Consider the following 22269-nt stretch of genomic DNA (forward strand, 5'->3'; position numbering starts at 1 on the left):
GTTGTCCTTTGGTGCGAGACCCCTGTCGGCTTTTTACGGTTGCAGGATAAGTCTTGCGTCCGCACCCGTCGCCAGGGCGACGAACGCAAGCAACAGTCTTCCCGTGAGATTCCCGGAGCGATCCGCTCCCCAACGAAACAGGTATGAAGTGGTTTACGCAGTAGTGCGCGCCGGTGGACGGCAGGAGAAGGTCGAGGTCGGCACGATCGTTCAGCTCGACCGTGTCAAGGCTGCCTCGGGCGCCAAGATCGAGCTGGCCGCTGTGCTGCTCGTCGACGGCGCTACGGTGACCACCGACGCCGACAAGCTGGCCAAGGTCAAGGTGACCGCTGAGGTCATCGGCAACCTCCGCGGCCCGAAGATCGTCATCCAGAAGTTCAAGAACAAGACCGGCTACAAGAAGCGCCAGGGCCACCGTCAGGACCTCACGCGCGTCAAGATCACCGGCATCAAGTAAGCACGGGAGAGGCTTAGGACATGGCACATAAGAAAGGCGCGAGCTCGACCCGTAACGGTCGTGACTCCAACGCACAGCGACTTGGTGTGAAGCGCTTCGGCGGTCAGACCGTCAACGCCGGCGAGATCATCGTCCGCCAGCGCGGCACCCACTTCCACCCCGGCGCGAACGTCGGCCGTGGGGGCGACGACACGCTGTTCGCTCTCGAAGCGGGCGCAGTGCAGTTCGGCACGAAGGGTGGCCGCAAGGTCGTCAACATCGTCGCTGCCGCGTAAGCACAGCAGACTTCACGGACGGGGCGGGCTTCGGCTCGCCCTTTCCGCGTATAACCACGTTCGATTTCGACCGGAGGACGAGAGACATGGTCACGTTCGTAGACACCGTCACCCTGCATCTGCGGGCAGGTAAGGGCGGCAACGGCTGCGTCTCGGTCCGCCGCGAGAAGTTCAAGCCGCTCGGCGGCCCAGATGGCGGCAACGGCGGCGACGGTGGCGACATCGTCCTCGTCGGCGACCCTCAGGTCACCACGCTGCTGTCGTACCACCACTCGCCGCATCGCAACGGCGGCAACGGCGCATTCGGCGCCGGCGACCTGCGCTCCGGCGCCGCGGGCGAGACGCTCGAGCTGCCGGTGCCGCTCGGCACGGTGGTGAAGTCGGTCGAGGGCGAAGTCCTGCACGACATGGTCACGCCGGGCGAGCGCTTCGTTGTCGCTGCCGGAGGCCGTGGTGGCCTCGGCAACGCGGCACTGGCCTCTCCCAAGCGGAAGGCGCCGGGCTTCGCGCTCCTCGGAACGCCCGGTCACGAGGGCTCCGTCATCCTCGAGCTCAAGACCGTCGCCGATGTGGCACTGGTCGGCTACCCGTCGGCAGGCAAGTCCAGCCTGATCGCCGCGATGTCGGCGGCTCGGCCGAAGATCGCCGACTACCCGTTCACCACGCTGCACCCCAACCTCGGCGTCGTTCAGGCGGGGGACAGCCGGTACACCGTCGCCGACGTGCCAGGGCTCATCGAGGGTGCCAGCGAGGGCAAGGGCCTCGGCCTCGAGTTCCTGCGGCACGTCGAGCGCTGCACGGCGCTGCTGCATGTGCTGGACTGCGCCACGCTCGAGCCGGGACGCGACCCGCTGTCCGATCTCGATGTCATCCTCGCCGAGCTCGCGGCGTACGAGGTGCCCGAGGGACAGAAGCCCCTTCTGGAGCGCCCGCAGCTGATCGCGCTGAACAAGATCGACGTGCCAGAGGCCCGCGACCTCGCAGAGATGGTGCGCCCCGACCTCGAGGCACGCGGGTTCCGCGTCTTCGAGATCTCCACGGTTTCGCACGAAGGGCTCCGCCCGCTCAGCTTCGCGCTGGCCGAGATCGTCGACCAGCACCGTGCTGAGGCTGCCATCGAGGTTCCGGCCGAGCGCGTTGTCATCCGCCCCCGGGGATCTCGGGCCGAGTTCGAGATCAAGGTCGAGGGCGGCACGTACGGCAACCTCTACCGCGTGCTCGGCGAGAAGCCGGTGCGCTGGGTGCAGCAGACCGACTTCCAGAACGAAGAGGCCGTCGGCTACCTCGGCGACCGCCTCGAGGTACTCGGCGTCGAGCTCGCGCTGTTCAAGGCCGGTGCCACTCCCGGTTCCACCGTCGTCATCGGCACCGGTGACAACAGCGTGGTCTTCGACTGGGAGCCGTCCATCGCCTCCACCGCAGAGCTGATGTCGGCGCCGCGAGGCACCGACCTGCGCATCGGCGGCAGTAGCCGTCGCACCACCAATGAGCGACGCGAGAAGTACCACGAGCGGATGGATGCCAAGGCGGCAGCCCGCGCAGAGCTGGAGACCCAGCGTCTGGCCTCCCGCGAGGGTGAGGAATGACGGCGAAGACCCGTGCAGATCTCGCATCTGCCACGCGCATCGTCGTCAAGGTCGGATCCTCCTCGATCAGCGGAGAGGCCTCCTGGCGGATCCCGATGATCGTGCAGGCGCTGACCGCCGCGCACCGCCGCGGCGCCGAGGTCATCCTGGTCTCCTCCGGAGCCATCGCCACTGGCATCCCGTTCCTCGCCCTCGACGCGCGACCCACCGACCTGGCGACGCAGCAGGCGGCGGCAGCAGTGGGACAGAACGTGCTCGTCTTCCGCTACCAGGAGGCGCTGCGTCCGTTCGGCATCGTCGCAGGACAGGTGCTGCTGACCACCGGCGATCTCGAGAATCCGACCTCGCGCAGCAACGCCAGGCGTGCCATGGACCGTCTGCTTTCTCTGCGCATCCTGCCGATCGTCAATGAGAACGACACCGTCGCGACGCAGGAGATCCGCTTCGGCGACAACGACCGCCTGGCCGCCCTTGTCGCGCAGCTCGTCAACGCCGATGCGCTCGTGCTGCTCAGTGACGTCGATTCGCTTTACACCAAGCCGCCGACCGACCCGGATGCCCGTCCGATCGACACCATCGCGGCCGACTCGGACCTCGCCGGTCTGGAATTCGGCGCCGCCGTCGTGAACAGCGTCGGCACCGGGGGAGCGGCAACCAAGGTCTCGGCCGCCCGCTTGGCCGCGGCCTCCGGGATCGGCGTGCTCGTCACGAGCGCCGACCTGGTCGGAAAGGCCCTCGAGGGCGCCCCGATCGGCACCTGGTTCGACCCGGCCATCGCCGGCTGACCCCGCCGCAGCGGACCGCGGTCACACGGCCTCGACGCGCCCACGGCGTCGATACACTGACCGAATGAGCACTTCGACCGCCGCCGACCTCGTGGACCCCTCTGCGGATTCCGCCCAGAGCCGCCTAGCCCTGGCGAAGGACGCATCGCGATCGATCGCGCGTCTGACCAGCAGCGAGAAAGCACGGGCGCTCGAGTCGATCGCCAAGGCGATCGAGGCCGGTGCGGAGCGGATCATCGCGGCCAACGCGCTCGACATCGACCACGGGCGTCAGAGCGGGATCGGCGATGCGCTCATCGATCGACTGCGCCTTGACGAGCAGCGGGTGGCGTGGCTGGCATCCGCCGTGCGTGACATCGCCTCACTGCCCGACCCGATCGGGCAGGTCATCGGCGGACATCGGATGCCCAATGGCGTGGCGCTGCAGCAGGTGCGCGTGCCGTTCGGGGTGATCGGCGCCATCTACGAAGCCCGCCCGAACGTGACCGTCGACATCGCATCCCTCGCCCTACGGGCAGGTAACGCCGTCGTGCTGCGCGGGGGCAGCGCCGCTCGCGAGTCGAACACCGTGCTCGTCCAGACGATGCGCGCAGCGCTGGCGGCGGTGGGGATCGATCCAGAGGCCATCCAGACCGTCGACGACTTCGGACGTGATGGCGCGAAGGCGATGATGCACGGTCGTGGATACGTCGATGTGCTGGTGCCGCGCGGCAGCGCTGCCCTGATCGAGACGGTCGTCACCGAGTCGACTGTGCCTGTCATCGAGACCGGCGCCGGCGTCGTGCACATCGTGCTCGACGAGTCTGCGCCGATGGACTGGTCCCGCGACATCGTCGTGAACGCCAAGGTGCAGCGTCCGAGCGTGTGCAACGCCGTCGAGACGGTGCTGGTGCTTCGCCAGGCGGCTCCGCAGTTGATCCCAGTGGTCGCGAGCGCACTGCAGAGCGAGGGGGTGGCCATCCATGGCGATGACATGGTCGCCGGCCTCGTCTCCAACGTCATCCCTGCCACTGAAGAGGACTGGGCGACGGAGTATCTGGGGCTGGAAGTGGCGATCAAGGTCGTCGACACGCTGGATGACGCGCTGGCGCACATCCGCAGGTACAGCACTGGTCACACCGAATCGATCATCACCACGGATGCGCGCAACGCCGAGCGCTTCCTCGCCGAGGTGGACTCGGCAGTCGTGATGGTCAACGCCTCCACCCGCTTCACAGACGGCGCCGAGTTCGGCTTCGGCGCAGAGGTGGGCATCTCGACACAGAAGCTGCACGCCCGTGGGCCCATGGGACTCGCGGAGCTGACCAGCACGAAATGGCTGGCGCGCGGGTCGGGTCAGACGCGTGGCTGAGGACTAGAATGGACAGGCGTTTGCTTGTCAGGTCAGAAATGGAGTCAGGATGAACCTCGTCGCTCAGATCGCGATGGCTGCAGCCGAGGCGGAGCATCACGGAAACGTGCCCGCCGAAACCTTCATCTTCGGGGTGCTCGCGGCACTGGTCTTCGGAGCGATGGCTCTCGTGGCACTGTCGTACCGGCACGTGGCCAACCGCCATTCGGCCAAGGCCGAGGCGTACGCCGAAAAGCACGGCAAGGACGGCCACGGCCACTAGGACCCATGCACGACTCCACTGCTCGGGCACCGCGCATCGGCGTGATGGGTGGCACTTTCGACCCCATCCATCACGGACACCTGGTGGCGGCGAGCGAAGTGGCGCACTCCTTCGACCTCGATGAAGTCGTGTTCGTGCCCACCGGTGAGCCTTGGCAGAAGCATGATGTGTCACCCAGCGAGCACCGCTATCTGATGACGGTGATCGCGACAGCATCCAACCCCAGCTTCACAGTGAGCCGCGTCGATGTCGATCGAAAAGGTCCCACCTACACGATCGACACGCTGCGTGATCTGAAGCGCGAACGGCCCGATGCAGAGCTGTTCTTCATCACCGGTGCAGATGCCGTAGCGCAGATTCTCAGTTGGAGGGACCATGATGAACTGTGGGACCTCGCCCACTTCGTCGCGGTCTCCCGACCCGGACATGTGCTGAGCACTGATGGTTTGCCCACGGAAAACGTGAGTCAACTGGAGGTGCCGGCCCTGTCGATCTCGTCGACCGCGTGCCGTGAGCGAGTGGCCGACGGCCAACCCGTGTGGTACCTGGTACCGGACGGAGTGGTCCAGTACATCGCGAAGCATCACCTGTATCGGAGTAGGACATGAGCACATCGGACCAGGACGGACACGCACGGCTCACGCGCAAGCAGCTGCGCGAGATCCGTCTGACCGGTTCGACGCCGGTCATCACCGACGAAGAGGCCGCCAGGGCGGCCGCGACGCCGGCGCAGCCTGCCGTCGTTCCGACGCCGCCCGCACCGGAGCCGTCTGCACCAGTGGCGTCTGCACCAGTGGCGTCTGCGCCTGAGCCGTCCGCGCCTGAGCCGGAGTCGTCCGTGCCGCTGACTCGTCGCGAGATGCGCGAACAGGAGCGCGTCCGCACCGACTCGGTGCCTGTGCAGGAAGCCCCCGCCCCGCAGCCATCCGCTCCCGCAGTGCACCAGCCGGTCGTGGAAGCGGCACCCGCGATGGTCTCGGGTGTTCCCGCATTCGCACCGGCACGACCGCCGATGCCGGCGCCGCACCTGGAGACACCCCCGGTCGCCCTGCCTGATGCGCAGCCTGCGGTCGCCCCGAGCGACGAGCGACTGTCGCTGAAGGATCTCTTCGAATCGCGCGCCGCTGGTTCTGGGCTCACGGTGTCGGCGACCCCGGCCACCGGATCCGCGCCCCAGACGCCGACGACTCCCGCCAAGCCGGTCGTCCGCGAGGCGCCCGCCACCCCCACTCTCATCCCGGTCACGCACTCGGCCCCTGCGGCCCCCGCCGTGCCTGTGGCTCCCATCATGCCGGAACCTGCCCCTGTCGCAGCTCCCGCCGCTGACACCGACCGGCCCATGGTCGGCGCCGCCTTCGGGCTCGGAGTGAAGAGCACCGAGCACGCCAAGCGCCCTGCCGCGTTCGACGACCTCATCGATGGCGACTCGACCGGTTCGCACAGGGCGCAGAGCGCCCTGATCTTCACGCCGTCTCCCGGCGTCGGATCGCTTTCGGGTCCGATCGCCTCCACAGGCGAGATGCTGATCACCGGCACGTACACGCTGCCGGAAGGGCTCGGATCGCAGGGACACGCTCTCGGCACCACAGACGGCAAGGAAGCTGACGCCGTGCTCATCGACGGTGAGCTCGCCCCGGCATCCTCTCCCACGCCGATCGCAGCCAGTTCTGCGGTCGCGACCTCAAAGCCCGCCGGCGAGGTAATCCGCCCGCCGGCACCTGATAAGAGCAACAAGCTCATGCTCACTCTGGCGATCGTCGCCGGCGGACTCGCGCTCGCGCTGGCCGCCGCTCTGATCATCGCCGCCACCACTGGAGTCTTCGGTTGATGCAAGCCCCACAATCCGCTGTCGAGATGCTACAGATCGCCGCCGACGCGGCGGTTTCCAAGGGCGGTGAGGATCTCGTCGCGCTCGATGTGTCCGGTCCGCTGCCGCTCGTCGACATCTTCCTGCTGGTCACCGGAAACAGCGAGCGCAACGTCGCCGCGATCGCCGATGAGATCGAGGACAAGCTCGTCGAGTCCGGCCACAAGCGCGTGCGCCGCGAAGGTCGCGCCGAGGCGCGCTGGGTGCTGCTCGACTTCGGCGACCTGATCGTGCACGTGTTCCACTCCGAGGAGCGCGTCTACTACGGTCTCGAGCGACTCTGGAAGGACTGCCCGGCGGTCCCGATCGAGCTCGCACAGCCCGTCACGGGGGAGTAGCGGGTTCCCGCCGCAGGCGACACTCCCGGCCTGCGGCGGCGATTCGCGAGCGATCCGTCGTCCGTAGTATGCTGATCTGGTTGCCGAGACTTCGGTCCCTGCAGCAGATGGGCCTGTGGCGCAGCTGGTAGCGCACCTGCATGGCATGCAGGGGGTCAGGGGTTCGAGTCCCCTCAGGTCCACCAGATCAGAAATCCCGCGAGAGATCGCGGGATTTCTTCGTTTCCGGTTGCGTATGGTCCCCGCGCTGGGTGCCCGCCTTCGGCTCGGTCGTGCCCCTGGGATTGGTGGGGAAGTCGGTGCATGATTCCTCGTCAGGGCGCCTTCGGCGGGAGCGGGAGCAGGGCGGGATGCGCGGTGCGCTCGTCGAGCCAGGTGCGGAGGATGCGGTTGAAGAGCGCTGGATCCTCTCCGTTCCACGCATGGTGCATGCCGGGAGCGAGCCCGATCGTCGCGTCCGGACGAACCGCACGGATCGCCTCGAGGCAGTCGTGGAAATACTGCATCTCCTGCTCGCCCGCGATCGCCATGAGCGGAGCGGCGATATCTTCCAACGATGTCACTCCACCGGGGTAGACCTCGCTCAACTGTTCAGCCAGCTTCGCACGGGAGATCGGCGGGCAGTTCGCCACGAACCGATTCGCGTCCTCTCCCTCCAACCCGAACTGCTTCGCCATCCCCGCCCAGAAGAAGCGCCGGTTCCAGAGGACGAGCGGCAGCCAGTTCATCAGGCGCATCGACTGCCGGTATGGAAGCACCGACGCTCCGGTGACGAACACACTCGCCACATGATGCGGATGGCGGGCGGCAAGGTGCAGAGCGGTGATCCCGCCGAGCGACAGCCCGACGACGTCGACGGGCACTCCGGACTGCCCCTCGATGAAGGCCGCCAGGTGGTCGGTCACCGCATCGAAGTCGCCCCAGGGCTCGTCCCGTTGCGACAGATATCCGGGCAGGTCGGGAGCGAGGGTGAGCCGATCGTCGAATGCCGGCAACTGAGCGTCCCAGCTCCAGCCCCCGACGGTGCCGCCGTGAAGGAACAGGACCGGGCGCGTCACGAGCCCTTCTCCGCCCTGATGCCGGATCGGAGCGCATCGAGCCATTCGAGGTGATCGTCATGCTCGCGCAGGCCCTGGCTCAGAGTCATGGAACGCAACCACCCCGAGCGGTCGGAACCCGGGTCCGGATGCGGGGTCTCTGCACGGATGGCACTGAGCGCGGCCCGAGCGACCATGACCTCCGCCGCGCGAGAATCGATCAACGCGGACAGCTCGTCGTCATCCAGCTGTCCGGCGAAAAACAACCGGGCGATGAAGGCGTCGCGGGGTGCCTGCCGCTCCGGCGAGGCGACGAGCCACACCCGCAGCGCCTCTCGTCCCTGGTCGGTGATGTGGTGGACGATGCGGTCAGGGGCACTCGTTCCTGCCACGACCTCGATGCGGGCAAGGCCCTTCTCGACCAGTCTCGCGAGCGTCCGATAGATCTGCGCCTTGTCGGCATGCCAGAAGTATGCCGCTGACGTCCCGAAGGCGCGCATGAGGTCGTAACCGGTCATCGGCTGAACGGCGAGGAAGCCGAGGATGATGCGGGACAGTGTCATGACATCAGTGAAGCACCCCCTAGGGGACTAGTCAACTAGGGTGCTTCCGTATCCCCTGCGTGCTCCCGGGATTTCTTCGTTCCGAGTGCGTATGGTCCCCGCGCCGCGTGCCAGTCGTCAGACCGAAGAGGGAGTTGCGACCGCGCTCATACAGGGCAAAGATGTTCAACAGTGCGTGCGCCGAACGGCGGGCACCGGACGAGGACCAATGACGTTTGCAGCGAGGCGCGCCGCCGACCATGTCGGCAGGCTTTCGCTCCTCGCACTCGTCGTCACACTCGTCGTGGTCGGCATCGGCGGAATCGACGCTTTCGCCGATCGGATGCTGACAACCGGGGCCTCGCGCATTCTCACCGACGCCGAACCGTCCGCCCGCACTGCGCGCGTCGTGGCGGTCGAGGCGCCGGACGCCGCCGCCCAGGACACCGCGGTCCGTGATGCCATCGACACGTCCTTCAGCGGCACCGACGTCACCGTGTCCCGCCAGGCGGAGGTCGAGACGGGGCTGCGTCTGCAGGCCGACCAGCCTCTCAGCATCCGACTGCTCGACGATGCCCGCGTGCCGACGCTCGCCGCACTCACCGACGGCGAGTGGCCGCACTCGCCGAATCAGATCGCGCTGCCCGATGCCGCGGCGGAGCGACTGAGTCTCGATATCGGCGACACCGTCACGCTCGAACGCGACGGCACCGTCCTCACGCTCGTCGGCATCTGGGCCGCTGACGATCCGATCGACCCGGCCTGGCACGGCGATCCGTCCGTCATCTCCGGCGAGAACAAGGGCGCGATCGGGCCCGCCGTCGTCGCCGAAGGCGCATTGCAGAACCTGCCAAGCACCCCGACCATCACCTGGGAGATCGCACCGGTCGTCACGCAGCTCGCCGACATCCCTGCGCTGCAGAACGCCCTGACGACGCTTCGCGGTCTGCGCGACGCCGTCGATCCGCAGCGGCAGCGCAACATCCGCATTCTCGGTGAGCTGGGTGACACGCTGCAGCGTCAGTCGGCCGCGGTCACCGCCACACAGGGACTGCTCGTCGCGCCGCAGGTCATCATCGGGCTCCTCGGTGCCCTCGTGCTCGGCATCGTGCTCGCCACGTTGACGATGGCTCGGGGTGAGGAACTCGCGCTGCTGCGGGCCCGCGGCGCGTCAGGACGGCGACTTGCCGGCGGAGCCGCCGTCGAGGCCGTCATCTTCACCGCGGCAGGCGGCCTGCTCGCGCTCGCGATCCTCGCGCTGGTCGTCGAGATCACGACAGCCGCACTGCTGACCGCCGCCGGGGCAATCGCGTTCGCCGCCGCGGCCGCCGTCACGCTCACCGTGCGCCGCGCGGTTCGGGCCGACATCGTGCGTTCGGAGGATCTGCGCAGCGACGCAGGGGTGCGCACGCTCCCGACGCTGCTCGTGCCAGCCGGAATCGCCGTGGGACTGGCTGCGCTGTCGACCTGGCAGCTGTTCGCGACCGGGACCGTCGTGCGCGAGGACGGCACGAGTGAACCGCTCGCCGCCGCCGCACCGGCGCTGCTGCTCGTCGCCGCCTGCGCGCTGGTGCCCGTGGTCGCCGGCCCCCTTGCCGCGCTCTTCGACCGACTTCTGCGCCGCGCTCGTGGCATCGCACCGATCCTGCCGCTCCGGCAGATCAGCCGACGGATGGGCAGCGTGGCGATCGCGATCCTCGCCCTCGCCCTCGCATCCTCCTCCGTCGCGCTGGCCATCGCTGCGCCTGCGGCGGCAGACTCCGCAGAGCAGCACACGCGAACGGCACTGCTCGGCGGAGACGTCAGGATGGTCGCCGGCGACGGGCTGGATACGACCGGCGCCGTCGCTGCGACGTGGGACGGCGTGTCCGAAGCCGACGAGATGCTCCGCACGCCGCTCAAAGTGGCATCCGACGCCGTCGTGCTGGTCGCGGGGCCCGCTGATGTGCTGCCGCTCCCCGACGCGGCCCCTGAGGACTCGGGCAGAGCAGTCCGCGCTGTCGTCACGCAGAGTTTCGCCGACCGCTTCGGCGCCGAGGAGGGCACCGTGTTCAGCACCAGCGTCCGCTCGGTGGCAGCGCCCGTGGCCTTCGAAGTGGCGGGAATCGTGGGCACGCTGCCCGGTGTCGGCGACGGCTTCGGGGTGGCAACGAGCCCCGAGGCACTGCATGCTGCCGGCGTGGACCTCGCGGCGAACGAACTGTGGCTGCGCACCAGCACGCCAGAGGCGACGGCCGCGCAGCTGCGCGCCGACGCGACGCATCCGGTCAGCATCCTCACCGCCGCGCAGGTGAGCGCCGCGCCCGTCACCTCCACGGCCCCCGTGCTGCTGTCCGCGGGGGCGCTCGTGGCCGCTGCACTGGGCGTCATCGGATTCTTCGCCGCCCTCTCAGCCGCAGCACGCGCTCGGCGCAACGAGCCGCTGGTGCTGCGCGCGCTCGGTATGCGACCATCTCGTCAGCGCACGCTGCGAGCAGGAGAGACCGTGGGGGTCGCGATCTACGCCGTGCTTGCCGGAGCAGCTCTCGGCGTCGCGGTTGCGCTGGCTGTGCTGCCCATCATCCTGGCGGTCGGGTCATGAGCGGTCGTCTCGCGCTGCTCACCCGGGGAGCGCTAACCTCGCCGACACTGTCGGCGTTCCTCATCATCGTGATCGCGGCGCTGTCGTATCTCGGCGTCGCAGCCCCCGCTCTGATCGCCGACGGACGCACGGCCACGATCCAGCGGGCAGTCGAATCCCTGCCGCCGCTTGCGCAATGGCCATCCGCGACGACGCCAGGCCTGCCGGCGTTCGGCAACTCGTCAGACGGCGAGCAGGGGGTGTGGGGCACGGCCCTGGATGCGCTGGAGCGGAAGCGGCAGGAGCAGCCAGAGCCGCTGCGCAGTCAGCTGAGCACACCGCGCCTGATGATGATGATCGATCCTGCTGCGACCATCGACAACGATCCCGACCGCACTGAGCCCGTGCCGAACAACAAGGTCGGGCTCGTGTCCACCCCAGGACTCCTCGAGCGCGCGGAGGTGGTCGCGGGCAGGCTGCCGCGGCTCACCGATCCCGCCGACGGCGTCGAGATCGTTCTCACCGAGGGTGTCGCCGCGCAGCTGGGCTGGCCGGTCGGCACGGAGCGCAGCTCGGGCACGCTGACGCTCACGCTCACGGGACTCGTCGATCCGCCGGCAGACGATGCCGGCGACTGGACGTTCGTCCCCGGCGCCGTCGATCCTCTCGTCGAGGTGCTGCCGAGCGGAGACCGCGTCCTCGTCGTCGCCGCCTTCATGCACGTCGACGAGGCGGCAGGGATGATCGATCAGCTGCCCGACTTCAAGACGACGGCGTGGATGCCGTTCGACAGCTCAGCCGTCGACGAGAGCACGGCCGAGCAGACGGCGGCCCAGCTGCGACTGTTCGCCGCCGATCCCGTGCGCATCCCGATGTACGCACCGGGCTTCAACGATCGCGGACTGCAGTTCAGCTCGTCCCTCCCTGCGACCATCGACGAAGGCGTCGTTCGAGGTGAGGCGATGACGGCCGTGGTCACCGTCGCCGCTGTCGGACCCGTCGCCGTCGCGCTGGTCGTGCTCGCGCTCGTGAGCCGTCTGATCGCGGTACGACGTGTGGCAACGAGCCGGGTATTGCGGGCGCGCGGCGCCTCCACGGCTCGTCTGATCGCGCTGCTGGGTGGCGAGGGCGCGGTGTTGGGAGTGCTCGGCGCATCGATCGGTGCCGGCATCGCCGCACTCGCACACGGGTGGTCGGGTTGGTGGGTGCTGCTCGTGCCAGGAGCGCTGGCCGCTGTGCCCGCCCTCGCACTGCCATGGGGCGCGCTGACAGAGGCAGAGCGTCGCGGACGCCACGACCTCGGCGAGAAATCTCGCGCAGGATCGATGTCGGGGATGCTGCAGATCCTCATCCTCGTGGTGACGGGGCTGTTCGCCGTTCTGGTCGTGGCGCGGGAGGGTGCAGGAGGCGTCGATCCGCTGCTGCTCGCCCTGCCGGTGCTGTTGGGAGCCGCCGGCAGCATCCTCACCCTGCGTCTGCTGCCGGTGCTGCTGCTGTTCGCCGAGCGCCGCGGTCGTCGTCGCACCTCGCTCTCGGCCCTGCTCGGCCCGGCGCGCGCGCGGCGGGGTGCTGTGGCGCGGACCGCACCGGTGCTGGCCGTCGTGATCGGAGTGGCCGTCACCGTGTTCTCGGTCGCGTTCGCGGCCACCGTCTCGGCAGGCATCGCCCGCTCTGCTGCGATGGTCGTCGGCGCGGATGTGCGGGTCGTGGCGGCCCACATCACGGATGAGGCAGCGCAGCGGGTCGCCGCGCTGGATGGCGTGGCGGCGTCGGCGGCGCTGCGCAGTGACGCTGCCGTGTCGGCATCCGTCGGCACGCAGACTGTGCGAACGCGCGTCTACACGATCGACCGTGACGACTTCACGGCCGTGCAGCGCGATTCCGTCACGGCGATTCCGCTCCCCGAAGCTCTGACCAGCACCTCAGACGGTGCCGTCCCAGTCGTCGCGTCTGAACGACTGCTCGACAGGCTCGGCATCGATGATCCGGATGACGCGCAGATCGAGATCTCGGGACACCCCGTGCGCGTCGTCGCGACGACGTCGTCGCTGGTGCCGTTCGGCACTGCTGAGCAGTGGGTGATCGTCGACAGTGCGAACGCCGCGGCACTGGGCCAGCGCGGCTCCGGTGCGCCGCAGCTGTATCTTGCCGTGACCCCGGGATCGGACCCGGATGCTGTCGGTGCGGCCGCCGTCGAATCGCTGGGCGGCGATGCCACGTACGAGACTCCGGCTGGGGTCGCCGCGGTGCGCGCGGAGGATCCCGGCTTCGACGCGGTGCGGTCGGCTCTGCTGGCGGCAAGCGGCATCGTGGCGGTGCTGCTGGTCGTGGCGGTGATCGCGATGCTGCTGCTGAGCGCCCCATCGCGTGCGCGGATGCTCGCGATGCTGCGCACACTCGGCTACCGACATCGCGCCGGCCGGTTGGTGACCTGGGAGGTGGCGCCGGCGCTGCTGCTCGCGCTGCCCTTCGGAGTGGGGGCCGGGATCGGATTGGCCTGGCTGGTGATCCCGCAATTGGATCTGCGCGGCTTCGTCGGCGGGACGGCACAGCCGGCCGTGCAGCTCGGTGGTGTCTGGGTCGTCGCGATCGTGGTCGGTTTCGGGGTCGTGGTCTCCGTGGCCGTGGCCGCGGCGGCCGTGCTGGCGTCGCGACTCGGGGCAGCGGACGCGATCCGTGCTGACGACGAGCTGGGGCTGTGACAGCAGTGGGATCAGAGAGGATGGGTGCTATGGCGGACGGGACGATCGTGTGCGAGGGGCTCGTGCGGATCTTCACCGCGCAGGGCGTCGAAGTGCAGGCGCTGCAGGGGCTGGACCTGCGGATGGCGACGGGAGAGATGGTCGCTCTGGTCGGGGCCTCAGGATCCGGCAAGAGCACGCTGCTCGGGATCCTCGCAGGACTCGATCAGCCCACCGCCGGGTCGGCCCGCGTCGCTGGGCACGATCTGGTGACGATGAAGGGCGCTGAACGGCTGGAGTACCGTCGCCACAGCGTCGGGTTCATCTGGCAGCAGTCCGCGCGCAACCTGCTCCCGTATCTCTCGGCCAGCGAGAACATCGCGATGGTGCACGAAGTCGCGGGCGTCGTCCCGCGCGCCGAGCGGTCGACGGTCTCCGCCGAGCTGCTGGGAGTGCTCGGTGTGGCCGAGGTCGCCGACCGGCGTCCGGCCGCGATGTCTGGCGGACAGCGGCAGCGTGTCGCGATCGCGGTCGCCCTCGCGAACCGACCGCGCGTCCTGCTCGCGGATGAGCCGACCGGAGAGCTCGACGAGCTGACCAGTGCCGAAGTGCTCGCCGCCATGGAGACCGTGAACCGCGAACGCGGCGTGACCACGCTCATCGTCACGCACGACGCCGGCGTCACCGAGCACGTCGAGCGCACCGTGCGCATTCGCGACGGCCGCACGTCCACCGAGACCCTGCGCCGTGCCGGTACCGACCACGAGGGCCGAGCAGTGCGCACCGCCCAGGAATACGCCGTGCTCGATCGGGCGGGCCGCATGCAGCTGCCGGCCGACTTCGTCTCGGCTCTCGAACTGCGCGAACGCGTGCAGCTCTCGCTCGAACCCGACCATGTGCGGGTCGCGCCAGGGCAGACGCGCAGGGCACAGCCTGGGGCCGGCGCCGAGCCGGAGCGGGAGCGCGCTGGCGCGTCGGATGCTGATGCCCCGCGCACCCCGCCTGACGATCCCGCTGATTCGACGGAGGTGGCCCCGTGAGCGCTGTGCTGAGAGCTGAATCGCTGTCGCGGGTCTTCCCGAGCCCCACCGGCGATGTCGTCGCGGTGCGCGAGGCGGAGCTGACAGTGGAGGCCGGTGAGCTGGTCGTGGTGGCCGGACGGTCGGGGGCGGGCAAGTCCACGCTGCTGACGATGCTCGGGGGATTGGATCGTCCCACCGGCGGGAGGGTGCTCATCGACGGCACCGACCTCGCCGACCCGACGACCGACCTCTCCGCGCTGCTCGGATCGCGCGTCGCTTCGATCTTCCAGAATGCCGGTCTTATCCCGGTGCTCTCTGCGGCCGAGAATGTCGAGGTGCCGCTGCGCATCCGCCGCGTCGACCCCGACGAGCGCGACCGTCGCGTCGTCGAGGCGCTCACCGATGTAGGGCTGGAGGATGCGGCCAGGCAGCGGCCAGGCGAGCTTTCGGGCGGGCAGCAGCAGCGTGTCGGCATCGCCCGCGCACTCGTGATGGCGCCGGGGATCCTGCTCGCGGACGAGCCCACAGGACAGCTGGACAGCGAGACGGGGGCGCAGATCATGAACCTGATCGCGCGTCTCGTGCACGAGCGCGGCACGGCGGCAGTCGTCGCGACACACGACCCCGCGATGCTCGAGCGCGCGGATCGCGTGTTCGACCTGCACGACGGAGTGCTGCGCCTGCGTCAGGGCTGAGCCACTCCGCACCATCGTCATGGCCCGCTGACTTCTCTCACCCACTCTTGCCCCGTGCGAATCCGTGCGCGCGCGTAGCGATAACATCGTTACGATTGATCGTTTCTGGACGGCAGAGAGGCCGGAAAATGAGTGAGCGCACCATGACGTGGCAGTCGACCTACCACTGGGCAGAGCAGAAGCCGGATGCGGAGGCGCTGGTGTCGGCGGAGCAACGCCTCACCTGGGCGCAGACGAAGCAGGCGGTCGACAGATTCGCTGCCTCCCTGTGGGCCCAAGGCGTGCGCAAGGGCGATCGGATCGCGATGATGTCGGCCGCACGGCCCGAGTTCCTGATCGCGATGATGGCCACGAACCGTGTCGGTGGGATCTGGCTGGGCATCAATCCGAAGATGACCGAGAGCGAGATCCAGTACCTGCTCGAAGACAGCACGCCATCTGTCCTGATCGCTGCGCGCATGTTCGCAGGCAGTGACCAGGCCGAGAAGATCCGCAGCATCCGAGGCATGAGCGCTTCGCTGAAGCACGTCTTCACCATCGGTGAGGCATTCGACGACGCGATCAGCTACGACGCCGCGACCTCCGACAGCGTCGACCCATCGGCGCTGGATGCCCTGCCACCCGTCTCTGAAGACGACGATGCTGTGATCCTGTACACCTCGGGATCGACGGGAAAGCCCAAGGGCGTAGTGCACACGCACAAGAGCCTTGTCACCAACGCTGCCATGGAGTGCGAACTCTTCCCCATCCAGGGGCACTCCCGACTGCTTCTGCATTTTCCGATCAATCATGTGGCTGCGGTCGTCGAGTTCGGACTCGCGGCGATCCATGGTGGAGCCTGCCTCGTCTTCATGGAGAGCTTTGATCCGGTCGCCTGCTTGAAGATGATCGAGACCGAGCGCATCACGATGGTCGGCCAGATTCCGGCGATGTTCCTGCTTCAGTTCCGAACCGCGGAGTTCAGCCAGACAGACTTCAGCAGCGTCGAGCGCTTCATCTGGGCGGGGGCCGCTGCGCCGCGCCTGATGATCGACATCCTCGGCGAAATCGCGGCAAAGGTCGGCGCCCGCCTCGTCACCGGCTACGGCAGCACCGAGACCGCAGGCTTTGTCACCTACACCACGCAAGACGAGACGGTCGACCGGCTGGCTCGATCTGCCGGCAAGATGGCCCCGGGGTGGGAAATGCGCATCGATGCACCCGTCAGCGCACGCGGTGACTCGCCGATCGGCGAGGTGCTGGTACGCGGTGACTTCCTCTTCGACCGGTACTGGCAGAACGATGAGGCCACCCGTAACGCAATCGACGCAGATGGCTGGTTCCACACCTCAGATGTCGGCTACCTCGACGAGCGCGGCTACCTGTACCTCACCGGGCGCAGCAGCGACATGTACAAGAGCGGGGGCGAGAACATCTTCCCGCGCGAGGTCGAGGAAGTACTCGAGACCGATGAAGGCGTGCTGATGTCGGCGGTCGTTCCGGTACCCGACGACATCTTCCAAGAGATCGGCTGGGCCTACGTCATGCCGAAGGGCGACCGTCAGTTGGTGGAAGCCGAACTGCGGGCGCACTGCGTCGCGCACCTGGCGAACTACAAGGTGCCGAAGCGCATCTTCGTGCTTCCGATGCTCCCGATGCTCCCCAACGGCAAGATCGACAAGAAGTCGTTGCAGGCCCAAGCCCTCGCGACACTCGAGGCTGCACAATGAATGACATCAGCTTGGACTGGCTGGGCGTGCGCACGACGCCGTTCCAGCACCTGGTCGGCGAACGCCAGTTGATGAACTTCGCAGCGGCCGTGCAATCGACTCGACACGCGTTCTATGACGACCGTGCCGCCGACGGTCTGGCTGCATTCCCCACTTTCAGCTCGTACTATTCCTGGCGCGCGGTGGCTCAGCTCTGGGAGCAGCTGCGCGAGCTGGGTGCCAGTGACCGGGTGATGAACCAGCAGGTCCACTACCGCTCGGTGATCACCAACCATCGCGAGTTCGTGGCGGGCGAGACCGTGACCGTCGTCGCTGAGGTGACCGGACTTCGGCAGCACAAGGCTGGCACGCTGTTGGCCACGACAGTGGACATGAGGGCGGCGGACGGCACTCTGATCTGCCAGGAGCTCGCTGAGGGGATGCTCCGCGGCATCGAGTCTCCTGCCGGTGCGCACCAGTTCGCCCGCGCAGCAGCGCCGACGTTGGCAGGTCCAGCGAAGCGGAACCTGGATGTGCGCATCCAGGTCGGGCCGCTGCTCGCGCATCAGTACGATGCAGGCGCAGACATCCACTTTCCCATCCACACCTCGGCCCGGGCCGCTCACGACGCAGGCCTGCCCGGCATCATCGTTCAGGGCTCGGCGACACTGGGGATCTGCGTCGACAACGTTCTTGACTGGCTCCTGCCATCAGCAGACCGTGCATTCGTATCTCAGGTCGAAGGGTCGTTCGGCACCTTCCTGCGGCCGGGAACCGACGTCCAGCTGCGCGCAGAAGCGAGCGCGTGGAACGATGGCATGGCAGAGGTGGTGTTCTCGCTGTTCTCGCAGGATGAAAAGGAGATCATCAGAAATGGGTACATCGCAGTCACTGCCGCCGGCGCTGGCAGATCGATTGGTTCCGGCCGTTCTTGACCTGTTCTCCGCACAGGATTTTCATCTGGTCAACGTCCGAGAAATCTACAAAGAATCCGGTGTGAGTCCCAGCACCATCTACCGCTACTTCGACACCAAGGAAGACCTCGTCTTCTACGTTCTCAGCGAGAAGATGAAGGAGATCGCGGTTGAAGTCCGCGACCAGATTCAAGGCGTGGACGACACTCGAGAGATGATGCGTCGCGTGTTCTGGGGGACGCTGGACTACTACGATCGCAATCCCGGCGTGGCAGTCACGGCGTTCATCACGATTCCGCTGCGCAGTTGGATGCGATCGACCTCCTACACCGAGACCGCCCGCGACGTGAACGACATCATCGGCCACGTGTACGCGCACGGCATGGCGCACGGTGACATCGACCCTGCGATCCGCGCAGACGACATCACCGATCAGTACTTCATGAACTGCTACCGGCAGATCCACACCTGGCACTTCCACGGAATGCAGAAGAGCTTGACCTCTCAGGTGGATCGATTCTTCCCCCTCGTCTGGAAGGTCATGTCCCGCTGCGAACCGTCGTGAGTCGAGCCTTCGGAACTCCCTATGCGAACACCGCGATGCCGTAGATCACGAACAGCATCAGGTGCGCGGCGCCGTGCAGGGCGCTCACGCGCTTGCCGGCGAACGTCGCGAACGTCAGCAGCAGCGTCAGCGCCAGCAGCGTCAAGGACGTGGGACTCTCACCGAGGATGATCGGCTGGCCGGTCAGCATCCCGATCGTCAGCACGGCGGGGATCGTCAGGCCGACGGTCGAGACCAGCGCGCCGTGACACAGGTTGCTCACGCGCTGCAGCTCACCCGTGTACGCGGCGCGGATCGTCGTGATCGTCTCGGGCAGGAAGACGATCATCGCGATGAGCACTCCAGACAGCGCCACGGGGGCGCCCATGCGCCCGAGGGCGTCGTCGAGAAGCGTGGCCATGTCGTGCGAGAGCAGCACGATCGGTGTGACCGTGGCGACCAGAAGTGCGGTGCGGGCGATGATCTCGGCGCGGTGCTGCACGAGCACCTGACGGACATCAGCGCGCGGTTCCGCTGCGGATGACGTGACGGGGACGACCTCCTGGAAGTCCTCCCGCTGTGCCCCCATCTGTCGGATCAGGAAGAACACGTACAGCAGCACCGTCAACACGCTGATCGCGATCGCCTGGCCGGTCGTGTACGACCCTTCTACGCCGATCAGCGCGGGGAACGCGAATGCGGTCGCCAGCAGCACGACCAGCAGCGCCAGATACGTGAATACGCCGGTGGTGTTGGCGCGCAGCGCCCTGTGCCGCAGACTGCCGACGATCAGCGCCACGCCGATGACCAGATTCAGGATGATCATCGACACGGCCATCACTGAATCGCGCGCGATCGTGGGATGCTCGCCGGGCCCCAGCAGCACCGCCGAGATGAGGATCACCTCGATCAGCACGATCGACAGCGTCAGCACCAGCGTGCCGTACGGGTCGCCAAGTCGTCGCGCCAGGTGCTCGGCCTCGGTGACCACGCCGAACGCGCTCACCGTGATGACGGCGACGATCGCCAGCAGCACGAGCCACAGCACTGGTGTCGACAGGGGGCCTTCGAGCAGCGGTGCCAGCGCCATGAGAGCGGCGAACGAGCCCCAGCCGAGCACCAGACGGAAGATCGCCGTCGGCGTCAGCACGGTGCGAAGGAGAGAGGATGCGCGAAGCGCGGATGCAGGCATAAGGGGAACCGGTTCTGCGGGGTCGTCCCTGCTCGTGACTCACCCTCGGGTCGTCCCGCGGGCCACTTTCACACCAGCCTAGCAACGCCTCACGAGGAACATCCTGGGCAGTGCCGACGTTCACACACACTGTGAGCATCCACTCCAGCATCGTGATCGGCGCCGGCCAAGCCGGACTCTCGGCCTCGTATCACCTCAGCCGTCTGGGCATCGATCATGTCGTTCTCGACGCCGATGAACGTCCCGGCGGTGCGTGGCAGCACCGCTGGGACGCCCTCACCATGAACGATGTGCACCGCGTTGCGGAGCTCCCGGGCGAGCAGGCACCCGCGCTGTCGACGGCGAGGGCCAACCAGATCGTGCCCGCCTACTTCGCCGACTACGAGCGGCGTCACGATCTGCCGGTGGTCCGTCCGGTCGCCGTGCGCACGGTTTCGAACAGCGGTGACGACGACAGCATCCTCGTCGTCCGCTCGGATGCCGGCGAATGGCGCACCCGCACACTGGTGAACGCGACCGGCACCTGGACCAAGCCGTTCCTGCCGCATTACCCCGGCATGGAGCTGTTCCTCGGTGAGCAGCTGCACACCGTCGACTACCCGGGTCCGGAGCACTTCCGCGGCAAGCGGGTGCTCATCGTCGGCGGAGGCGCCTCGGCGGTGCAGTTCCTCGGCGCACTCGCCACTATCACCGACACGATCTGGGTCACGCGCCGCCCGCCGGTCTGGCGCACCGATGACTTCACCCCAGAGGCTGGGGCCGCCTCCGTCGCCCTCGTCGAGCAGCGCGTAGCGCAGGGACTGCCGCCGGAGAGCGTCGTGAGCGTCACTGGCCTGATGCTGCGTCCCCAGGAGCGCGAGGCCGAGCGCCTCGGCGCCTATGCCTCGCGTCGAGAGATGTTCCAGAGCATCGAACCCGATGGTGTGCGCTGGGCGGACGGCAGCTTCGAGCCTGTCGATGTGATCCTCTGGGCGACCGGCTTCCGCCCGGCGATCACGCACCTGTCTCCGCTGCACCTGCGCAGCCCGCAGGGCGGCATCCAGCTCGATCGCGGCGGACGCGGGACGACAGCCGTCGCCGACCCGCGCATCCAGCTCGTCGGGTACGGACCTTCCGCCAGCACCATCGGCGCGAACCGCGCCGGTCGCACGGCGGCGACGGGCGTACAGCGGTACCTCACAGCGCGCGCCAGGACGGCGCGAGCGATGTCGGATGCTGCAGGGCGCGACGCCACGATGCGGGCAGCCGACATCGCACTGGTCGGCATTGCTCGCTGAGAGCGTGCGCATCTTCGCGGAGTAGCCTGGTGCCATGAGTCGCCGAACCCTCCGGGCAGCGGCGACCGCACTTCTCGCAGCCGTCGCACTGGTCGCATGCGCACCGCCGGCGACCTCGCCCCAGTCGTCACCTGCCGCGACCGCGAGCACCTCCACGCCGACGCCGACACCCACACCGGATCCGGTCGAGACGGCCGTCGATCGGATGAGCACCGCCGAGCAGGCAGCCAGCGTGGTGATGGGGCATGTGCCTGGCACCGATCCTGTCGTGCTGGCGCAGTACATGGCGTCGGGGCTCGGCGGCTTCATCCTGATGGGCGACAACATCATAGGAGGGCCAGAGAACGTGCGCGCCGTCACCGGCGCGCTGACGATCGACCCGAATCTGCCTCCGCTGATCGCCATCGATCAGGAGGGCGGGGTCGTATCGCGGCTGCCCTGGGATGATCTGCCGGCCGGACGCGGCCTGCAGAGTTCGGATGCCGCCGCAGTGCAGTCAGCGTTCCGCGCACGCGCTGATCTGGTCGCCGCGGTCGGCGCGAACGTGAACTTCGGCGTCATCGCCGACGTGCCCATGGGACCGTCGTCGTTCATCGCCTCGCGTGCGCTGGGCACCGACCCGGACTCAGCCGCGATGCGCGTGCGTGCGGCCGTGCAGGGTGAGAAGGGCATCGTCTTGTCGACGCTCAAGCACTTCCCCGATCACGGCGCCGCGGCGGGTGACTCGCATCACCTCATTCCGACCACCGACGTCTCACTGACCCAGTGGCGCTCAGCAGATGCCGTGCCGTTCATCGCCGGCATCGACGCCGGCGCAGAGGTGCTCATGTTCGGACACCTCGCATACACCGCCGTCGATGCGGCGCCCGCCTCGCTGTCCGCACGCTGGCACGAGATCGCCCGTGACGACCTGGGCTTCGACGGTCTGATGATCACCGACGACCTCGGCATGCTCAGCGCATCGGAGAACCCGGCATATGCCGACCCGGTGAAGAACGCGGTCGACGCGCTGGTCACCGGCAACGACATGGTGCTCATGATCGCCGGCGCCACATCGGCGACGGCACCGGCCATCGTCGCCGGGATCGTCACCGCCGTCGGTGACGGGCGACTCCCCGCCGCCAGGCTGAGGGATGCCGCCGAGCACGTGATGACGCTGCGCATGCAGCTCGCCGACGCGGCGAACGGATAGCAGT

Annotated in this window: 21 protein-coding genes and 1 tRNA gene; 19 read left to right on the top strand and 3 right to left on the bottom strand. The window is 67.9% G+C overall.

The window, feature by feature from the left end:
• Window positions 1–148: 148 nt before the first annotated feature.
• From rplU to MNR00_RS07195, 10 genes are all read left to right on the top strand, one after another.
• Entirely contained in the window at window positions 149–457 is a 309-nt protein-coding gene (gene rplU / locus MNR00_RS07150) for a 50S ribosomal protein L21 (RefSeq protein ID WP_241928462.1), read from the top strand.
• Between the two features lie 20 nt (window positions 458–477).
• Complete coding sequence (gene rpmA, locus MNR00_RS07155; protein WP_241928463.1) at window positions 478–732, top strand: 50S ribosomal protein L27; 255 nt, start codon at window positions 478–480, stop codon at window positions 730–732.
• An 86-nt stretch (window positions 733–818) separates the two neighbouring features.
• A complete protein-coding gene (obgE, locus tag MNR00_RS07160) occupies window positions 819–2318 on the top strand; it encodes a GTPase ObgE (protein ID WP_241928464.1) in 1500 nt (499 codons plus the stop codon).
• Window positions 2315–3103 carry a glutamate 5-kinase gene (gene proB / locus MNR00_RS07165; RefSeq protein ID WP_241928465.1) on the top strand — a complete coding sequence of 263 codons (789 nt, stop codon included), beginning with the start codon at window positions 2315–2317 and terminating at the stop codon, window positions 3101–3103. The genes obgE and proB overlap by 4 nt, the downstream gene beginning before the upstream one ends.
• Before the next feature lie 64 nt (window positions 3104–3167).
• The gene (locus MNR00_RS07170) at window positions 3168–4454 is read left to right on the top strand and encodes a glutamate-5-semialdehyde dehydrogenase (RefSeq protein WP_241928466.1); all 1287 of its coding nucleotides are present in this window, start codon (window positions 3168–3170) and stop codon (window positions 4452–4454) included.
• Window positions 4455–4503: 49 nt separating this feature from the next.
• Window positions 4504–4716: a hypothetical protein gene (locus MNR00_RS07175; RefSeq protein ID WP_241928467.1), complete on the top strand. Its 213-nt coding sequence runs from the start codon at window positions 4504–4506 to the stop codon at window positions 4714–4716.
• Window positions 4717–4721: 5 nt separating this feature from the next.
• Entirely contained in the window at window positions 4722–5324 is a 603-nt protein-coding gene (gene nadD, locus MNR00_RS07180) for a nicotinate-nucleotide adenylyltransferase (RefSeq protein ID WP_241928468.1), read from the top strand.
• A complete protein-coding gene (locus MNR00_RS07185) occupies window positions 5321–6544 on the top strand; it encodes a hypothetical protein (RefSeq protein WP_241928469.1) in 1224 nt (407 codons plus the stop codon). Before nadD ends, MNR00_RS07185 begins: the two co-directional genes overlap by 4 nt.
• The gene (gene rsfS / locus MNR00_RS07190) at window positions 6544–6921 is read left to right on the top strand and encodes a ribosome silencing factor (RefSeq protein WP_241928470.1); all 378 of its coding nucleotides are present in this window, start codon (window positions 6544–6546) and stop codon (window positions 6919–6921) included. The genes MNR00_RS07185 and rsfS overlap by 1 nt, the downstream gene beginning before the upstream one ends.
• Before the next feature lie 109 nt (window positions 6922–7030).
• Window positions 7031–7106: transfer RNA gene (locus MNR00_RS07195), tRNA-Ala, on the top strand.
• A 129-nt stretch (window positions 7107–7235) separates the two neighbouring features.
• On the opposite strand, the gene MNR00_RS07200 is transcribed toward MNR00_RS07195, so the two are convergent.
• Both MNR00_RS07200 and MNR00_RS07205 read right to left on the bottom strand, forming a co-directional pair.
• A complete protein-coding gene (locus MNR00_RS07200) occupies window positions 7236–7979 on the bottom strand; it encodes an alpha/beta hydrolase (RefSeq protein ID WP_241928471.1) in 744 nt (247 codons plus the stop codon).
• Window positions 7976–8521 carry a PadR family transcriptional regulator gene (locus tag MNR00_RS07205; RefSeq protein ID WP_241928472.1) on the bottom strand — a complete coding sequence of 182 codons (546 nt, stop codon included), beginning with the start codon at window positions 8519–8521 and terminating at the stop codon, window positions 7976–7978. The genes MNR00_RS07200 and MNR00_RS07205 overlap by 4 nt, the downstream gene beginning before the upstream one ends.
• A gap of 208 nt (window positions 8522–8729) precedes the next feature.
• Here MNR00_RS07205 and MNR00_RS07210 point away from each other — a divergent pair, with 208 nt between their 5' ends.
• From MNR00_RS07210 to MNR00_RS07240, 7 genes are all read left to right on the top strand, one after another.
• A complete protein-coding gene (locus MNR00_RS07210; protein WP_241928473.1) occupies window positions 8730–11081 on the top strand; it encodes a hypothetical protein in 2352 nt (783 codons plus the stop codon).
• Window positions 11078–13762, top strand: coding sequence for an ABC transporter permease (locus tag MNR00_RS07215; RefSeq protein WP_241928474.1), 2685 nt, complete (start codon window positions 11078–11080; stop codon window positions 13760–13762). The genes MNR00_RS07210 and MNR00_RS07215 overlap by 4 nt, the downstream gene beginning before the upstream one ends.
• A 29-nt stretch (window positions 13763–13791) precedes the next feature.
• Complete coding sequence (locus MNR00_RS07220; RefSeq protein ID WP_241928475.1) at window positions 13792–14781, top strand: ABC transporter ATP-binding protein; 990 nt, start codon at window positions 13792–13794, stop codon at window positions 14779–14781.
• Window positions 14778–15458 carry an ABC transporter ATP-binding protein gene (locus MNR00_RS07225; RefSeq protein WP_241928476.1) on the top strand — a complete coding sequence of 227 codons (681 nt, stop codon included), beginning with the start codon at window positions 14778–14780 and terminating at the stop codon, window positions 15456–15458. The genes MNR00_RS07220 and MNR00_RS07225 overlap by 4 nt, the downstream gene beginning before the upstream one ends.
• 95 nt (window positions 15459–15553) lie before the next feature.
• Window positions 15554–17167, top strand: coding sequence for a class I adenylate-forming enzyme family protein (locus MNR00_RS07230; protein ID WP_241928477.1), 1614 nt, complete (start codon window positions 15554–15556; stop codon window positions 17165–17167).
• The gene (locus MNR00_RS07235; protein ID WP_241928478.1) at window positions 17164–18081 is read left to right on the top strand and encodes a MaoC family dehydratase N-terminal domain-containing protein; all 918 of its coding nucleotides are present in this window, start codon (window positions 17164–17166) and stop codon (window positions 18079–18081) included. Before MNR00_RS07230 ends, MNR00_RS07235 begins: the two co-directional genes overlap by 4 nt.
• Before the next feature lie 61 nt (window positions 18082–18142).
• Window positions 18143–18625 (top strand): TetR/AcrR family transcriptional regulator, encoded by a 483-nt coding sequence (locus MNR00_RS07240; protein ID WP_241928479.1) that lies wholly within the window; start codon window positions 18143–18145, stop codon window positions 18623–18625.
• A gap of 19 nt (window positions 18626–18644) precedes the next feature.
• On the opposite strand, the gene MNR00_RS07245 is transcribed toward MNR00_RS07240, so the two are convergent.
• Complete coding sequence (locus MNR00_RS07245) at window positions 18645–19796, bottom strand: calcium:proton antiporter (protein WP_241928480.1); 1152 nt, start codon at window positions 19794–19796, stop codon at window positions 18645–18647.
• Window positions 19797–19927: 131 nt separating this feature from the next.
• Between MNR00_RS07245 and MNR00_RS07250 the strand changes: the two genes are divergently transcribed.
• Complete coding sequence (locus MNR00_RS07250) at window positions 19928–21073, top strand: NAD(P)-binding domain-containing protein (RefSeq protein ID WP_241928481.1); 1146 nt, start codon at window positions 19928–19930, stop codon at window positions 21071–21073.
• A gap of 34 nt (window positions 21074–21107) precedes the next feature.
• Window positions 21108–22265: a glycoside hydrolase family 3 N-terminal domain-containing protein gene (locus MNR00_RS07255; protein ID WP_241928482.1), complete on the top strand. Its 1158-nt coding sequence runs from the start codon at window positions 21108–21110 to the stop codon at window positions 22263–22265.
• Window positions 22266–22269: the final 4 nt, after the last annotated feature.

This window comes from Microbacterium sp. H1-D42 (genome assembly GCF_022637555.1).
Taxonomy (GTDB): domain Bacteria; phylum Actinomycetota; class Actinomycetes; order Actinomycetales; family Microbacteriaceae; genus Microbacterium.

Coding starts and splice junctions, on each gene's coding strand:
- obgE (WP_241928464.1), top strand. CDS start 819: ATGGTCACGTTCGTAGACACCGTCACCCTGCATCTGCGGGCAGGTAAG.
- rpmA (WP_241928463.1), top strand. CDS start 478: ATGGCACATAAGAAAGGCGCGAGCTCGACCCGTAACGGTCGTGACTCC.
- MNR00_RS07220 (WP_241928475.1), top strand. CDS start 13,792: ATGGCGGACGGGACGATCGTGTGCGAGGGGCTCGTGCGGATCTTCACC.
- MNR00_RS07170 (WP_241928466.1), top strand. CDS start 3,168: ATGAGCACTTCGACCGCCGCCGACCTCGTGGACCCCTCTGCGGATTCC.
- MNR00_RS07210 (WP_241928473.1), top strand. CDS start 8,730: ATGACGTTTGCAGCGAGGCGCGCCGCCGACCATGTCGGCAGGCTTTCG.
- nadD (WP_241928468.1), top strand. CDS start 4,722: ATGCACGACTCCACTGCTCGGGCACCGCGCATCGGCGTGATGGGTGGC.
- proB (WP_241928465.1), top strand. CDS start 2,315: ATGACGGCGAAGACCCGTGCAGATCTCGCATCTGCCACGCGCATCGTC.
- MNR00_RS07175 (WP_241928467.1), top strand. CDS start 4,504: ATGAACCTCGTCGCTCAGATCGCGATGGCTGCAGCCGAGGCGGAGCAT.
- MNR00_RS07205 (WP_241928472.1), bottom strand. CDS start 8,521: ATGACACTGTCCCGCATCATCCTCGGCTTCCTCGCCGTTCAGCCGATG.
- MNR00_RS07255 (WP_241928482.1), top strand. CDS start 21,108: ATGAGTCGCCGAACCCTCCGGGCAGCGGCGACCGCACTTCTCGCAGCC.
- MNR00_RS07245 (WP_241928480.1), bottom strand. CDS start 19,796: ATGCCTGCATCCGCGCTTCGCGCATCCTCTCTCCTTCGCACCGTGCTG.
- MNR00_RS07235 (WP_241928478.1), top strand. CDS start 17,164: ATGAATGACATCAGCTTGGACTGGCTGGGCGTGCGCACGACGCCGTTC.
- MNR00_RS07185 (WP_241928469.1), top strand. CDS start 5,321: ATGAGCACATCGGACCAGGACGGACACGCACGGCTCACGCGCAAGCAG.
- rsfS (WP_241928470.1), top strand. CDS start 6,544: ATGCAAGCCCCACAATCCGCTGTCGAGATGCTACAGATCGCCGCCGAC.
- MNR00_RS07215 (WP_241928474.1), top strand. CDS start 11,078: ATGAGCGGTCGTCTCGCGCTGCTCACCCGGGGAGCGCTAACCTCGCCG.